General features: G+C 70.8%; 13 protein-coding genes. 7 read left to right on the top strand and 6 right to left on the bottom strand.

The window, feature by feature from the left end; all coding sequences use genetic code 11:
• Positions 1-6: 6 nt before the first annotated feature.
• The 3 genes from ACIBK3_RS29675 (at position 7) to ACIBK3_RS29665 (ending at position 3,010) form a co-directional block, all read left to right on the top strand.
• A complete protein-coding gene (locus ACIBK3_RS29675) occupies positions 7-1,005 on the top strand; it encodes a carbohydrate ABC transporter permease (RefSeq protein WP_399370475.1) in 999 nt (332 codons plus the stop codon).
• Positions 1,006-1,118: 113 nt separating this feature from the next.
• A complete protein-coding gene (locus ACIBK3_RS29670) occupies positions 1,119-1,883 on the top strand; it encodes a carbohydrate ABC transporter permease (RefSeq protein WP_399370503.1) in 765 nt (254 codons plus the stop codon).
• Between the two features lie 53 nt (positions 1,884-1,936).
• Entirely contained in the window at positions 1,937-3,010 is a 1,074-nt protein-coding gene (locus ACIBK3_RS29665; protein WP_399370474.1) for an endo-1,4-beta-xylanase, read from the top strand.
• Positions 3,011-3,394: 384 nt separating this feature from the next.
• Here ACIBK3_RS29665 and ACIBK3_RS29660 read toward each other — a convergent pair whose 3' ends face one another.
• The 3 genes from ACIBK3_RS29660 to ACIBK3_RS29650 all read right to left on the bottom strand — a co-directional run bounded on the left by ACIBK3_RS29660 (position 3,395) and on the right by ACIBK3_RS29650 (position 5,933).
• On the bottom strand, positions 3,395-4,450 hold the full coding sequence (locus ACIBK3_RS29660) for a LacI family DNA-binding transcriptional regulator (protein ID WP_399370473.1): 1,056 nt from the start codon (positions 4,448-4,450) through the stop codon (positions 3,395-3,397).
• A 278-nt stretch (positions 4,451-4,728) separates the two neighbouring features.
• Positions 4,729-4,932: a DUF5999 family protein gene (locus ACIBK3_RS29655; protein WP_399370472.1), complete on the bottom strand. Its 204-nt coding sequence runs from the start codon at positions 4,930-4,932 to the stop codon at positions 4,729-4,731.
• Positions 4,933-5,348: 416 nt separating this feature from the next.
• The gene (locus ACIBK3_RS29650; RefSeq protein ID WP_399370471.1) at positions 5,349-5,933 is read right to left on the bottom strand and encodes a hypothetical protein; all 585 of its coding nucleotides are present in this window, start codon (positions 5,931-5,933) and stop codon (positions 5,349-5,351) included.
• 553 nt (positions 5,934-6,486) lie between these two features.
• Between ACIBK3_RS29650 and ACIBK3_RS29645 the strand changes: the two genes are divergently transcribed.
• Positions 6,487-8,004 (top strand): glutamate-cysteine ligase family protein, encoded by a 1,518-nt coding sequence (locus ACIBK3_RS29645; RefSeq protein WP_399370470.1) that lies wholly within the window; start codon positions 6,487-6,489, stop codon positions 8,002-8,004.
• A gap of 100 nt (positions 8,005-8,104) precedes the next feature.
• Here the strand turns inward: ACIBK3_RS29645 and ACIBK3_RS29640 are convergent, their stop codons facing one another.
• Positions 8,105-9,880, bottom strand: a complete 1,776-nt coding sequence (locus tag ACIBK3_RS29640; RefSeq protein ID WP_399370468.1) for a substrate-binding and VWA domain-containing protein — start codon at positions 9,878-9,880, stop codon at positions 8,105-8,107.
• A 194-nt stretch (positions 9,881-10,074) separates the two neighbouring features.
• On the opposite strand from ACIBK3_RS29640, the gene ACIBK3_RS29635 reads away from it, so the two are divergent.
• Complete coding sequence (locus ACIBK3_RS29635; protein ID WP_399370467.1) at positions 10,075-10,875, top strand: CPBP family intramembrane glutamic endopeptidase; 801 nt, start codon at positions 10,075-10,077, stop codon at positions 10,873-10,875.
• A 50-nt stretch (positions 10,876-10,925) separates the two neighbouring features.
• Here the strand turns inward: ACIBK3_RS29635 and ACIBK3_RS29630 are convergent, their stop codons facing one another.
• Both ACIBK3_RS29630 and ACIBK3_RS29625 read right to left on the bottom strand, forming a co-directional pair.
• On the bottom strand, positions 10,926-11,735 hold the full coding sequence (locus ACIBK3_RS29630) for a PhzF family phenazine biosynthesis protein (RefSeq protein WP_399370466.1): 810 nt from the start codon (positions 11,733-11,735) through the stop codon (positions 10,926-10,928).
• A gap of 166 nt (positions 11,736-11,901) precedes the next feature.
• Entirely contained in the window at positions 11,902-12,858 is a 957-nt protein-coding gene (locus ACIBK3_RS29625) for a helix-turn-helix domain-containing protein (RefSeq protein ID WP_399370465.1), read from the bottom strand.
• A 214-nt stretch (positions 12,859-13,072) separates the two neighbouring features.
• Here ACIBK3_RS29625 and ACIBK3_RS29620 point away from each other — a divergent pair, with 214 nt between their 5' ends.
• Together ACIBK3_RS29620 and ACIBK3_RS29615 are read left to right on the top strand one after the other, a co-directional pair.
• A complete protein-coding gene (locus ACIBK3_RS29620; RefSeq protein WP_399370464.1) occupies positions 13,073-13,645 on the top strand; it encodes an ester cyclase in 573 nt (190 codons plus the stop codon).
• Between the two features lie 143 nt (positions 13,646-13,788).
• A complete protein-coding gene (locus ACIBK3_RS29615) occupies positions 13,789-14,634 on the top strand; it encodes an SDR family NAD(P)-dependent oxidoreductase (protein ID WP_399370462.1) in 846 nt (281 codons plus the stop codon).
• Positions 14,635-14,637 lie beyond the last annotated feature (3 nt).

Here is a 14,637-nt window from a genome sequence, read left to right as displayed (position 1 = left end):
CCGGCGATGACCTCCACGTACCTTCCGGACAAGCGGACCGGCCCCGACGTCGAACTCCCGCGCCCGGCCGCGGGCGCGGCCCGGGGGCGGGCCCGGCGGCGTCTGCTCAACTGGGTCACCGCGATGGGCTTCCAGGTGCCCGCCCTGGTGCTGTTCATCGGGCTGGTCCTGCTGCCGATGCTGTTCGCCCTGTACGCCGCCTTCTTCCGGTGGGGCGGCTTCGGCATGCCCTCCGACTACGTCGGCGTCGACAACTTCACCCGGCTCTTCGACGACCCGGTCTTCCTGGGCGACCTGTGGCGCTGCCTGCTCCTGGTCGGCCTCTCGCTCGCCCTCCAACTGCCGTTCGCGCTCGCCATGGCGGTGCTGCTGAACCAGCGGATACGGGGCCGGGCCGTCTACCGGATGCTGTTCTTCGCGCCGTACATCCTGTCCGAGGCCATCACCGGTGTGCTGTTCAGCATGATCTTCGCCCCGGACGACGGTCTCGCCGACCACGTCCTGGGCAGCGTGGGCCTGGACGGCCTCGGCGGGACATGGTTCGCCGACCCGTCCACCGTGATGGCGACCCTGTTCCTCGTCATGATGTGGAAGTACTTCGGCTTCCACATGATGCTCTACCTGGCCGGACTCCAGTCCATTCCGGCCGAGTTGACCGAGGCGGCGCTCATCGACGGCGCGAGTGCCTGGCAGCGCTTCCGCAATGTCACCCTGCCGCTGCTCGCGCCCACTCTGCGCATCAGCGTCTTCCTGTCCGTCATCGGCTCGATCCAGCTCTTCGACCTGGTGTGGGTGATCACCCAGGGCGGACCCGACCACCACTCCGAGACCATGGCCGTGACCATGTTCCAGTTCGGCTTCAAGCGCTACCAGGTCGGCTACGCCAGCGCGGTCAGCGTGGTCATGTTCGGCATCAGCCTCGTCTTCGCCCTCGCCTACCAGCGGTTCGTGCTCCGCCGCGACCTCGAAGGGGCCACCACGACCATGCGAGGAGGCGGAAAGTGACGCTCACTCAGAAGGCACCCGCGCGGACAGCGTCCACCCGGTCCGCGCCCGGGCGGAAGCAGCGCGGCAGGACCCTGCCGTTCCACGTCGTCCTCGTCATCGTCGGCGCGGTGATGGTCGTGCCCCTGCTGTACGCGGTCATCTCCGGCTTCAAGTCCACCGATCAGCTCTCCCGCAACCCGATCGGGCTGCCCGATCCCTGGGTGACCTCCAACTACACCGGCATCCTGGGCTCGGGCTCCTTCTGGCAGCTGGTCGGCAGCAGCGCGGTGATCGCGATCGGGACGACCGTCCTGGTCGTCGCGGCCTCCGCGCTGGCCGCGTTCTCCTTCGCCCGGTTCGCCTTCCGCGGGCGGGAGTTGCTGTTCACGCTGTTCACGATGGGGCTGATGTTCCCCTTCGCCGTGGCGGCCCTGCCACTGTTCCTGCTGCTGCGGTCCCTGGGGCTGCTCGACAACCCGCTGGGCGTGATCCTGCCGCAGGCCGCGTTCGGACTGCCGATGACGATCATCATCCTGCGCGGCTTCTTCCGGGAGATCCCCGGCGAGCTGGAGGAGGCCGCCACGCTCGACGGGTGCAGCCCGTTCGGGTTCTTCTGGCGGATCCTGCTGCCCATGGCGCGGCCCGCGCTCGGCACCGTCTCGGTCCTCGCCGTGATCGCCAGCTGGAACAACTTCTTCCTGCCACTGCTGGTGTTCACCGACTCCACCTGGTGGACGATCCCGATCGGTGTCCAGCAGTTCCAGGGCCAGTACTCCGCGGACTACGCCAAGGTCTTCGCCTATCTGGTGCTGGCCATGGTTCCGGCCCTCGCCTTCTACTCGGTCGCCGAGCGCCAGCTCGTCGGCGGCCTCGCCGCGGGTGCCACGAAGGGATGACCGGCGCCCGCGGCCGTACGGCTCACCCACCCCCTGACGTGAGGAGTCGCACCATGCGCACGACCACCCGCACCCGCCTCAGACTCGCCGGCGCCCTCGCGACCGTCCTGGTCGCCGCCGGGATCGCCACCGGGCCGGCGGCCCAGGCCGGCGAACAGCACGGCAAGCCCCACGGCGGGCAGCCCACTCTCGCCGACCTCGCCCAGCGCCACGGCCGCTACTTCGGCAGCGCGACGGACAACCCCGAGCTCACCGACGAGCCGTACAAGGCCGTTCTCGGCAGCGAGTTCGACATGATCACGCCGGGCAACGGCATGAAGTGGTACGCCACCGAGCCCCAGCAGGGCGTCTTCGACTGGTCCAAGGGCGACGAGATCGTGAACCTCGCCCGTGCCAACCACCAGCGGGTACGCGGCCACACCCTGGTCTGGCACAGCCAGCTGCCCGACTGGCTCACCGGCCGCACCTGGACGGCGCCCGAGCTGAGGGCCGTACTGAAGAAGCACATCCAGACGGAGGTACGGCACTACCGGGGCAAGATCTACGCCTGGGACGTCGTCAACGAGGCGTTCAACGAGGACGGCACCTACCGGGAGACGGTCTTCTACAAGACGCTCGGCCCCGGCTACATCGCCGACGCGCTGCGCTGGGCCCACCAGGCCGACCCGAGGGCCAAGCTCTACCTCAACGACTACAACATCGAGGGGATCGGCCCGAAGAGCGACGCCTACTACAAGCTCGCCCAGGAACTCAAGGCCCAGGGCGTCCCGCTCGACGGCATCGGCCTCCAGGCCCACCTGGCACTCCAGTACGGCTATCCGACCACCCTGGAGGACAACCTCCGCCGCTTCTCCCGGCTCCGTCTGGACACCGCGCTCACGGAGGTCGACGTGCGGATGTTCGTGCCCGCGGACGAGGCGAAGCTGGCCACGCAGGCCGAGTGGTACCGGGACATGACCGAGGCGTGCCTCTCGGTACGGCGGTGCGTGGGCATCACGCTGTGGGACTACACCGACAAGTACTCCTGGATCCCGGCGTTCTTCGAGGGCGAGGGCGCGGCACTCCCGTGGGACGAGCAACTGACGCCCAAGCCGGCGTACTTCGCGATCCGGGATGCGCTGAGGTGAGCCGCTGACGTGAGCCGCTGAGGCAGGGCGTCGTGGTGAGGTGCCCTGACATGACTCGTTCCCGGGCGCCTGCGAGGGGGGTGCCCGGGAACGATGGCGTCGACGGCGATCCCGGGGGGCAGCCCTACGTCGGCTCGGCAGCGGGTGCCGGGGTGGGGTGTCGGTCTGGCCGGGCGCCGGGGCTGACGTCGGCCTGGGGCGGGGGCCCGGTCTACGTCGGGCCGGGGCAGGTGCCCGGTCTTGCGTCGGTCGGGACCGGTGCCCGGCCTTATGTCGGGCCGGGCCGGGCGTCGGGGTCGATGGTGGCCTGGGGCGGGCGTCGGGGCCGATGGCGATCTGGGCCTGGCCCCAGGTCGGCGGTGAACCGGACGCAGGCGCCCGCGCTCACCCCCCGGCCACCCGTGCCGTGCTGGACCTGATCACCAGCTCGGTGCCGAGTTCCACGCGCGGGGAGTCGGGCTGTTCGTCGCGGGTCATGCGCAGCACCGTACGCACGGCCAGTTTGCCCATGTCGGCGAGTGGCTGCCGTACCGTCGTCAGCGGGGGAGCCGACCAGCGGACTTCCGGAAGGTCGTCGAAACCGACCACGCTCATGTCCTGCGGCACCCTGAGTCCCCGTTGTCGCAGCGCCTCGATCGCGCCGAGGGCCATCTGGTCGCTGACCGCGAACAGCGCGGTCGGCGGCTCGGGCAGGTCCAGCAGGGCGTTGCAGCCGGCGAAGCCGGACTCGGGGCGGAAGTCGCCGGGGACGACGAGGGAGTCGTCCACCGTCAGGCCGGCGCCCTCCAGGGCCGCGCGGTAGCCGTCGAAGCGGGCCCGGGAGCACAGCAGCCGGGGCGGGCCCGCGATCAGGCCGATCCTGCGGTGGCCCAGGGACAGCAGGTGCTCGGTCGCCGCCATGCCGCCCGCCCAGTTGGCGGCGCCGACGGTCGGCACGTCGAGGGCGGGGGAGCCGGCCGGGTCGATCACGACCAGCGGCACGCCGAGGATGCGCAGTTCCTCGTGCAGGACCGGTTCCAGCGCCCAGGTGACCAGGATGACGCCGTCCGAGGCGCGGGCCCGCAGATTGCGCAGCCACTCGCGCGCGTCGCCGGTGCGGCCGTGGACCGCCGACACCACGGTGCCCACCCCGGCCGCGTGGGCGACCTCCTCGACGCCCCGGATGATCTCCACCGCCCAGGGGCTGTCGAGGTCGTCGAAGACGAGGTCGAGCAGGGCGGCGCGGGTGCCGGGGGCGGCGGGGCGCTTGCGGTAGCCGTGGCGTCGCAGCAGGTCATCGACCCGGGCCCGGGTCGGCGGCGAGACGTCGGACCGGCCGTTGACGACCCGGGACACGGTCGGGACCGAAACCCCGGCCTGCCGGGCGATCTCCGTGATCGTGACCTTGCCCCGCGCCCGCGCCGCCTCGGCGCCGGCCTCCTGTGCTGTCACTTGCCCCACCTCCGTCGACGGTTGCCCCGTCGGCCCCTGCTCACCGGACGAGCTCTCAAAACTTCCAGGAGTCTTCCGGAAAGGGAATGACCGTGGAAGAGGCCCGAGGGCGCAGAACGGCTGTGCCGGCGGCCCGTACGACGGAGTTACCGGGACTCACAAAGAGACGCGCGAGCGGCTACATGGAGTGACCGACCCCGGACATGCGTCGGGGCCGGTGCGCAGTCGGCGCTGCGAGCCGGCCCCTCATGTACTCCGGGCGGTGCGGTGGGCCCGCCCGGTCGTGCTCAGGCTGCCGTCCTCACCTGGCCCGCCAGCGGACGGTGCGGGGCGATGACCCGGCCGTCCGGCAGGAGCTCACCGGTGTCCTCGAAGAGCAGGACGCCGTTGCACAGCAGGCTCCATCCCTGTTCCGGGTGGTGCGCCACGAGGCGGGCGGATTCCCGGTCGGCGGAGTCGGCTGTCGGGCACGGCGGCTGGTGCTGGCACATTGGTGGGATCTTTCGCTCTGTCGTGACGGATGATGTGGCTGTCGTGTCTGCTGCGCGGCTTGAAGCGTCGTTCATGGCCGCCCCCCGTTGTGATAAGTCGGTCCGAACCCAGTGTTGCCCCACGGACGTCAATCCGCAGGGATTTAGCAGCACCGCTTCTCACAGGTTGATGACGCCTCACCCGCCCGGACGGTTCATCCCAACTGCACTGTCCCTTCGGATGGTTCGCGGTGGCCGGATAGGGCTAGTCCGGACGGGTCGGGGGCGACGTTCAGCTCGTACGAGACGCCGGGCGCTCGTACGAGCGAATTGGTACCGGAATCCTGACGGGAGCCTATAGGGGGCCGGGAAAAGCGTCGTACCCCGCTGCCCGGAATTCGGGAACGGGGTACGAAGGTCGCGGAGGCGGGGGCTTTTCAGGCGGGTGAGCTGAGCAGTGGCGCGGGAGTCACCCGATGGGTGAGCACGGGGAGCAGCTCGGACACCCGGTGCGGACGGTGCGCCGCGATACCGGGCGGCGCGGGGGCCAGTGGGACGAGCAGGTCGGCGGCGGCGGGGTGGCCGCTCGCGCCGTCGGCGTCGCAGTCGCCGTGCAGCCACAGGGTCAGCATGTACAGGCCGGGGACCGACAGCAGGCGCGGCTGGTAGGGCTGCGTCATGGTCTCGGCCTGGCGCAGCGCGCGCTCGGTGGAGGCGATGTACGGGCCCTCGAAGAAGTGGGAGAAGGCCCACCCGTCGGGGGTCAGCATCGTCTCGGCGGCGGCCACCGCGCGGTCGGCGCAGCGGATCAGGAAGCGCCAGCCGGCAAGCCGGGTGACGGGGACGCCCAAGGCGTCGATCCCGTCCAGGACGTGCACAGGCAGGGGCAGTTCGGCTGTGGCGGGTCCCTGGGCGTGCAGCAGGGAGGGGGTTCGGGCTTCTTTGACCGCGGTGGGCGAACCGAGGGCGGTGAGGACGGTGCGAAGGGCTGGCGCGGGAGCCGGCGGGACATGCAGCGGCATGGTGGGTCGCCTCTCAATCGACAGGCACGGTGGCGCGAGGGCGTGGCGGGGCGGACGGCGCTGTCAGCTCGCGGGGCAAGGGAGGCGGGGGCCGTGGTCCGGTGAACCAGGGTGTGGTGAGGCCTGCTGCACGTCACCTGACGGCAGGATCGAGGGCCGCGGGCGCCAGCCTTCTGCCTTGTTCGCGGAGTTTATACGACATATGTTCAGACAGTGTTTCGTCTAGCCGTTTCCAACGGGTAGGGCAAGAGACCAATCGGTCGGCGATTCGCGGGAATCATCCCGATTCCAAGGCGAGTGCACCGCGATGACCTCGGAAAATGCCCGGACTGCGGACGGCCCATTCTCGTCGGCGTTTTTCACGAGTTCTTCAGGGAACCCGAAACTGCACGGTGCACCATGCCCGGCGAATGTGCCACCGGTCACATCCGTCAGGGTAGCGGCTGCCGGGCCCGTGCGGGACGTTATCGATCGTCCCGGCTGGGCATCATCCCACCTGACCCGGACACCGGCGGCCGGATCCACGGCCCGCCCGATCGAGGAGGACGCTCCCATGGGGGAGAAGGTCGTGGCAGGCCAGTTCGACCTGTCCGATCGCCAGCGCTACCGCGACAAGCTCCGTCAGTGTCTGACGGGGCTCGAGCGACTCCTGGCCGAGAAGCGGTTCGATCGCCCGAAGAACCTCATGGGGTTGGAGATCGAATTGAATCTCACGGGCTCCGACGGCATGCCGAGAATGCTGAATGCGCAGGTTCTGGAACGCATCGCAAGCCGAGATTTCCAAACAGAACTCGCCATGTTCAACCTGGAAGTGAACATAGCCCCACACCGATTGGGTGGGCGGGTATTCGACCGGCTCGACGAGGAACTCCGTACGTCGCTGGCATATGCCGACCGGAAAGCGGGCGAGCTCGACGCGGGAATCGTGATGATCGGCATTCTGCCGACCCTCGACCGGGACGACCTGGTCTCCTCCAACCTCTCCGACGTCGACCGCTACGCCCTGCTGAACGACCAGATCGTGGCCGCCCGCGGGGAGGAGTTCGCCCTCGACATCGACGGTGTCGAGCGCCTCACCTGCACCTCGAAGTCCATCGCGCCCGAGGCCGCCTGCACCTCGGTGCAGCTGCACCTCCAGGTCACCCCGGGCCGCTTCGCCGACGTGTGGAACGCCGCGCAGGCCGTCGCCGCCGCGCAGACAGCCGTGGGCGCCAACTCACCGTTCCTGTTCGGCCGCGAACTGTGGCGCGAGTCCCGGCCGCCGCTGTTCCAGCAGTCCACCGACACCCGCCCGCCCGAGCTCCAGGCCCAGGGAGTGCGCCCGCGCACCTGGTTCGGCGAGCGCTGGATCTCCTCCGCGTACGACCTCTTCGAGGAGAACCTGCGCTACTACCCGGCGCTCCTGCCCATCTGCGACGACGAGGATCCGCTGGAGGTCATCGACGCGGGTGGCGTCCCGAAGCTCTCCGAGCTCGTCCTGCACAACGGCACCGTCTACCGCTGGAACCGCCCCGTCTACGGCATCGCCGACGGTGTCCCGCACCTGCGCGTCGAGAACCGGGTGCTGCCCGCCGGCCCCACCATCACCGACGTCATCGCCAACGCGGCCTTCTACTACGGCGTGGTCCGCGCCCTCGCCGACGAGTCCCGGCCGGTGTGGACCAGGCTGCCGTTCGAGGCCGCCGCCGCCAACTTCGACGCCGCCTGCAAGCACGGGATCGACGCCCGCTTCACCTGGCCCCGGCGCGGCCGGTACGGCGGCACCACCGAGGTCGATGCCGTCACCCTCGTACGCGAGGAACTGCTGCCGCTCGCCGAGGCCGGTCTCGAGGCGTGGGGGGTGGAGCCCGCCGACCGGGATCTGTACCTCGGCGTGATCGACGAGCGGTGCAGGCGCCGGGTCAACGGCGCGTCCTGGCAGGCGGCGACCTTCCACCGGGCCCTGGAGAGCGGGCTGTCACGAGAAGCGGCGCTGGCCGCGACGACCCGCCGCTACTGCGAGCTGATGCACCAGGGCGAGCCCGTGCACACCTGGCCGGTGGGCCTGCCGGAGCCGGTGCCGCTGGGGTGAGCAGAGGCTCCGGTGCGGCAACTGAGCGACGGCGACGAACCGACGGCGAGGAAGGGCCGGCGAAGAGCGACGGCGAGGAAGCGACGGCGGATGAGTGGCGTCAGCCCTGGCCCGCTGCCCGCGCGCCGGCCGCCACGATCGCCTTGAGGATCACCGAGTGGATCTGGGCGGGGTCGCTGACCTCCTGGCCCGAGCCGCCGGTCGCCGCGGCCATCTGCTCGGCCTCCGCGCGATCGGCGTCCGGTCCCACGGCGATCACGATGAGCGGCACCGGACGCCCGGGGTCGGTGAGTTTCTCCAGCTCCGAGATCAGCTTGCCGCGCGAGATGCTGCCCGGGTCCTGGTTCACCCCGTCGGTGAGCACCACCAGGGCGTTGAACTTCCCCTTCACATAGGAGGACGTGGCCGCCTTGTACGCGGCGAGCGTGGTGTCGTACAGGCCGGTCGCGCCGTCCGGGACCGGGGCCAGGTTGCTGAACGCCGCCGAGAGCCGGTCCCGCTGGATGCCGCCGCCCACTCGGTCGCCGAGGCGTTCGGTCGGCACGAGCACGCGGTAGTCCTTGTCGCCGTCCAGCTTGGTGGAGAAGTCCCACAGGCCGATCTCGTCCTCGGGCGTGAACGTGGCCAGGGCCTGGAGCAGCGAGGCCTTGGTGACGTCCATCCGCGACCGGCCGGTGCGCGGGACCTTCTGAGACATGGACGATGAGGCGTCCACCACCGTGGTGATCCGGGCGCTCTGCACTGTGATCGTCCAGGTGCCGAGGGCCTCCTGGAGCGTCTCCGCCGCGGCCGGTTCGGCGGCGGGCTCCGTGTACGGCTGCGGACGGCTGCCGCCGGCCTTCGTGACCAGCGCCTCCGGCACCGCTTCGTTCGACGTCCGGAAGCCGTGCTGTTGCAGCAGCCGGAGCTGCTCCGGCTCCCGGAGGTAGCTCAGGAACCGGATCGCGGCCCGGCTCTCGTCGGTGGTCAGCCCCGTCCGGTCGACCAGCGTGTAGGGGTAGTCGAGCCGCGGCGAACCGTCCTCGGGATAGAAGAGCTCCAGGCCGGCGCCGCCGTCGGCCGAGGCGTTGTACGTGAACGCGGCCTGCTCGGACAGCACCAGCGCCTGGTTGCGCTTCGGGTTGCCCTGCTCGGTGCCCGAGGCGTCCCGCGGCAGCGTCTGAAGGACCTGCCCGTCGCTGTCCGCGGTGCGCTGCGCCAGTGTCTTCATCATCGCCGCGGCCTGGGTGTCCCCGCCCTCGACCCGGGCGGCCGCGGTACTCAGCCGGGTGAGCGCGAGCAGCCCGGTCGCGCTGCGCGCGGGATCGGCCGCCCCGAGCCTGAGCGGGTCGCCCTGCAGCGCGGCACCCGCCAGCTCCAGCCAGCCGTACGTCTTCTCCGGCCACCCCAGCGACTTCGCGGCCGCCGGCACCATCGCCATCCCGACGGGGGTGGAGGCGACATTGCCCACCTGGGACACCTCCTCCGTGCCGCTGCCCGACTCCAGTCGCCGCAGCCACACGTCCGAGTCCGGCACCCACACCTGTAAGTCGGTCTTCTTGCCGGCCAGCAGCGTGTCCGCGACCTTGTACGCGTCGCGCGCGGTCACCGTGACGGCGACGCAGCGACCGTCGGAGGTGAGGTCCTGGTCGCGGGCACGCTCGGCCGCGGTCGTGAGGGCGGGTGCCAGGTCGGGGGAGGCGGCGAGCCTCAGCCGTACGGGGTGGTCCTGGCAGGAGGAGCCGAAGGAGAACAGTCCGCCCTGGACGGCGGCCGCCGTACCGCCGGCCACGGTGAGTACGAGGACGGCCGCCACGGCCACCGAGCGGCGGCGGGCGCGTGGACGGGGGTCGCTGCCGCCCGCCCCATACTGATCGGGCAAGCTGTGACGTCCCATGACGGTGGTGCCCCTCCCTGTTGCCGCTGCTGAACCCGTGCCGGAATCCGGCCGTACGGCATGCAAAAGGGGGAGGTACGCCCGTACGGCGTCCGCCCCCCGACGGCCAGTCGCGCACGATCTTCGCCACTACGTTCGAGACCTTAGCGGCGCGGCAACGGGGATGCGGCGGGATTACTCAACTGGAGGCAGGTGTGCAGTCGGAGGCGGGCCCGGTGACCGAATCTTTCCCTCCGGAGCGGTTCTCGCGACGGATCTTCCGGGACGAGACCCTGCTCGTTCTGGGGCTTTCGCTCGGTGCGAGCGGTGTGTCCGCCCTGATCAGTTTTGTCGGATCGGTCACCAAACCGGGAGGCTTGAAGGACCAGGCGGCCACCCTCAACGCCTCGGCCGCTCCCGGTCGTCCCTGGCTCGACCTCGCCTGGCAGCTGTTCGGGATCGCCTCGGCGCTCGTGCCCGTCGCCCTGGTCGCGCACTTCCTGCTCCGTGAGGGTCAGGGCCTGCGCACGATCGGCTTCGACCGCACCCGGCCGTGGCCCGACCTCGGCCGCGGGGCGGGGATCGCGGCGGTGATCGGCAGCACCGGGATCGCCTTCTACCTGGCCGCGCGCGGTCTCGGCTTCAACCTCACCGTGGTGCCCGAGGCGCTGCCGGACGTGTGGTGGAAGTACCCGGTGCTGATCCTGTCGGCGATGCAGAACGCGATCCTCGAAGAGGTCATCGTCGTCGGCTATCTCCTGCGCCGCCTGGGCCAGTTGGGCTGGACGCCCGGCACGGCGCTGGTGGCCAGTTCGGTGCTGCGCGGCTCCTACCACCTCTACCAGGGCATCGGCGGCTTCCTCGGCAACATGGTGATGGGCGTGGTGTTCGTGTACCTCTACCGCCGCTGGGGCCGGGTGGGTCCGCTGGTGGTGGCGCACTCCCTGCTCGACATCGGGGCCTTCGTCGGCTACGCGTTGCTGGCCGGCAAGGTGGGCTGGCTGCCGACGGCGTGAGGCGCTACGGGAGGGGCGTGCGACGATCTCGTACGCCCCTCCCGCACCCTTCAGGCGAGCAGTTCGCCCTCGATGACGGTGACCGCGCTGCCGCTCAGCAGGGTGCGCTCGCCCCGCAGTTCGGTGCGGACGCGGCCGGTGCGGGCGGAGGCCTGGAGGCCGGTGAGCTCGGCACGGCCGAGGCGCCCGGACCAGAACGGGGCGAGGGCGGTGTGGGCGCTGCCGGTGACCGGGTCCTCGTCGATGCCGACGTTCGGGAAGAAGCAGCGGGAGACGAAGTCGTAGCCCCGGGTGGGGTCCTCGGCGCGGGCGGTGGCGATGACGCCGCGCTCGGAGTAGGCGCCCAGGGCCTTCGGATCCGGGTTCAGGGCGTGGACCGTCCTCTCGTCGGCCACCTCGACCAGCAGGTCGCCGAGGCTCGGCCCGGTGTCGAAGACAGCGAGCGGCTCGGCGCCGAGCACCTCGGCCACGCCGTCCGGGAGCTCGGCCGGGGTGAGCGGGGCGGTCGGGAAGTCCAGGGTGATCGAGCCGTCCTCGCCGGGGGTGGCCCGCAGGACACCGCTGCGGGTGGCGAACTGCACCGGGCCCCGGTGGGCGCCGGTGGAGTGCAGCACGTGGGCCGTGGCGAGCGTGGCATGGCCGCACAGGTCGACCTCGGTGGCGGGCGTGAACCAGCGCAGCGCCCAGTCGGCCTCGCCGCCCTCGGGCAGCGGGTGGGCGAACGCGGTCTCCGCGTGGTTGACCTCCAGGGCCACCTTCTGGAGCCGGTCGTCGTCCGGGAAGGCGTCGAGGAGCAGGACCCCGGCCGGGTTTCCGGTGAAGGGGCGGTCGGTGAAGGCGTCGACGATTCGGATGCGCATGCCCCGACGCTAGGGGCGCGGTGAGGCGGCCGGCCAAGGCCAATCCGGGGTTCCTGGCCCGATTCGCGTGCCGGCCGTCAAGACAACCGATGCTTTCGCCGGCGGACCGTGCCGCCGCGCCGACGACGTCGACGACTGCGCGGGACGGGCACGCGTGGCTCGTCGGTCAGTCGGATGTCTCGGACGAGTCGGCCGGCTCGGAGTCGTCGGCCGACGTGGACCGCTCGATCGCGTCGTTGGCGGCCCAGCTGGCCAGCAGGTCCAGGGCGTCCTGCGAGGGTGAGGCGGGCTCGGCGGTGTAGGTGAGGAGGACCTGGCTGGGGTCGGCGCCGAGCGGGAAGGTGTCGAAGGGCAGGTCGAGGTCGCCGACGACCGGGTGGTGCAGGAGCTTCACGCCGGTGGTGTGCATCCGGACGTTGTGGGCGGCCCAGCGGTGTCGGAACTCCTCGCTGCGGGTGGACAGTTCGCCGATCAGGTCCGTCAGCCGCCGGTCGTACAGATCGCGGCCGGCCTCGGCGCGGAGCATGGCGACCGCGTCGCCTGCGACCTGGTTCCAGTCGCGGAAGAACTCGGTCGCGTGCGGGCTGAGGAAGATGAACCGGGCGTTGTTGGGCGGGCGAACAGGGTCGGCGTAGACCGGGGAGAACAGGGCACGTCCGAGGTGGTTGGCGGCCAGGATGTCCCCGCGTCCGTTGAGGACGAACGCGGGTGTGCCGGTCATGGAGTCGAGGACGCGCTGTACCGCGGGCCTGACCCGCTGCTGAGCGGGTCGGCGGCGTGGCGGACGGCTGGTGCCGGCGCCGCGCAGGAGGTCGATCAGGTGGGTGCGTTCGGCTTCGTCGAGCTGCAGTGCTTGCGCGATGCCCTCGATGACGCTCTCGGAGACCCCGGTGGCGTTGCCGCGCTCCAGTCGGGTGTAGTACTCGCCGGAGATGCCCGCGAGGAGGGCTACCTCCTCGCGGCGCAGCCCGGTGACGCGCCGGCGGTCTCCGCCGTACGCGGGCAGTCCGGCCTGCTCGGGGGTGACCCTGGCTCGCCGCGTGCCCAGGAATTCCCGGATCTGGGCGCGGACATCGTCACGGATGTCGCGGTTGATGCCATGTGGGTCGTTTCTGCCTGCCATGCGGTCCACTCTACGAGCGCTTCCGACGGGCTGGGGGTCCCTGTCAGTGACCCCCTCAGCAGGGACTCCCACACTCCCGTGACAAACGGTTCTGTTGGTGGTGCACCGCCCACGGCGGTGTGAACGGCCCGGATACGACGGCGCTGGTGCCGTCCGTCTCCAGCCCCTTCACGGCGCCGTCGGCGCTGTGATCACCGACCTCAGAAGGAGGATCATGCGCCGATACGCCAAGCCGGCCGCCGTGGTCACGGCGCTGGGAGCGCTCAGCCTCGCGGCCTTCGGATCGGGAGCCTCGGCCGACACGGCCGACCGCACCACCGGTTCCGGGTCGCCGTCTCGCGTCACGGCGGAATCCGTCTCCTGGAACCACGGGACCACTCAGGTGAACAAGCGCATCATCGAGCGTTACACCAGCGAGTACCTGCCCGGTCGCGATCCCGCTCCGGCGAGCAGGTTCGTCAGCCCGGACATCGTCGTGCACTCCGGCGGCCGGACGTGGCAGGGCCGGGACACCTGTCTCGGCATCGTCGCCGCGAACCTGAAGGCGTTCCCCGACCTCAGGTGGACGGTGGAGGACATGCGGGCCGAGGGCGACACCGTGGCCGTCCGCTACACCATGACGGGCACCCACGAAGGACCCTTCGCCGGTGTCGAGGCGACGGGCAAGGCGATCCGCTCGGAGAGCATGGCGTTCTACCGCCTGTCCCACGGCAAGATCGTCGAGGAACGCGCCCAGCTCGACATGCTCGGCATCCTCCGGCAGATGGGCGCCATCCCCACCGCGTAGCGGCGGAGCTCCGCACTTCACCCGCCCCGCCCCCACACCGACGCTTCGACCGGCGCTCACCGCACGGCCGGCCGCCGGAACGGGCACGCCGTATCTCCCCGCACACCAGGTGCCGGATCACGGCATCTGAAAGGAAATCCCCCATGAGCAAGGTCATCTTCGTCACCGGTGCCGGACGCGGCCTGGGCACGGACATCGCCCGCGAGGCCCTCGCGGCCGGCCACCAGGTCGTCGCCACCGGCCGCCGCCCCGAGGAGGTCGAGAGGACCCTCGGCGGACCGCAGGACAACCTGCTGGTCACCAGGCTCGACGTCACCAGCATCGAGGACGCCGAGGACGCCGCGCAGGCAGCCGTCGACCGCTTCGGACGCGTCGACGTCCTGATCAACAACGCCGGGAACCTGTTCACCGGCTACTTCGAGGAGATCTCGCCCGCGCAGATGCGCCGCCAGTTCGAGACCAACCTCTTCGGCCCGATGAACGTCACCCGCGCGGTCCTGCCGATCATGCGGAAGCAGCGCGCCGGCCACGTCATCACCATCACCTCGACCGCCGGCCTGGTCGGAATGGAGTTCACCTCTGCGTACGCCGCCTCCAAGTTCGCGGAAGAGGGCTGGATGGAATCCCTGCGCTTCGACGTCGAGCCGTACGACATCCACACCACCGTCGTGGAGCCCGGCTACTTCCGCACCGAACTCCTCGTGGACGGCTCCACCGTCTGGCCCGAGCTGTCCATCGACGACTACGCGCCGCGCACCGCCCCGAGGATCGAGGGTATGAAGAGCACGAACGGCAAGCAGCCCGGCGACCCCGCCAAGCTCGCCCGCGCCCTGCTCACCATCGCCGGCCAGGACAAGCCCCTGCTGCGCTTCGTCGCCGGCGCGGACGCCATCGAGGCCGCCGAGGCCAAGGCGAGGGAACTCCTCGCCCAGGCCGAAGCCTCCCGCGAACTCGGCGGCGGCCTCGCCTACGACGACACCACCGTCTGAGGG

This window comes from Streptomyces sp. NPDC050287 (assembly GCF_044459385.1).
Taxonomy (GTDB): domain Bacteria; phylum Actinomycetota; class Actinomycetes; order Streptomycetales; family Streptomycetaceae; genus Streptomyces.
Note: the sequence above shows the minus strand (reverse complement) of the source record. Positions and strands in the feature narration are given on the sequence as shown.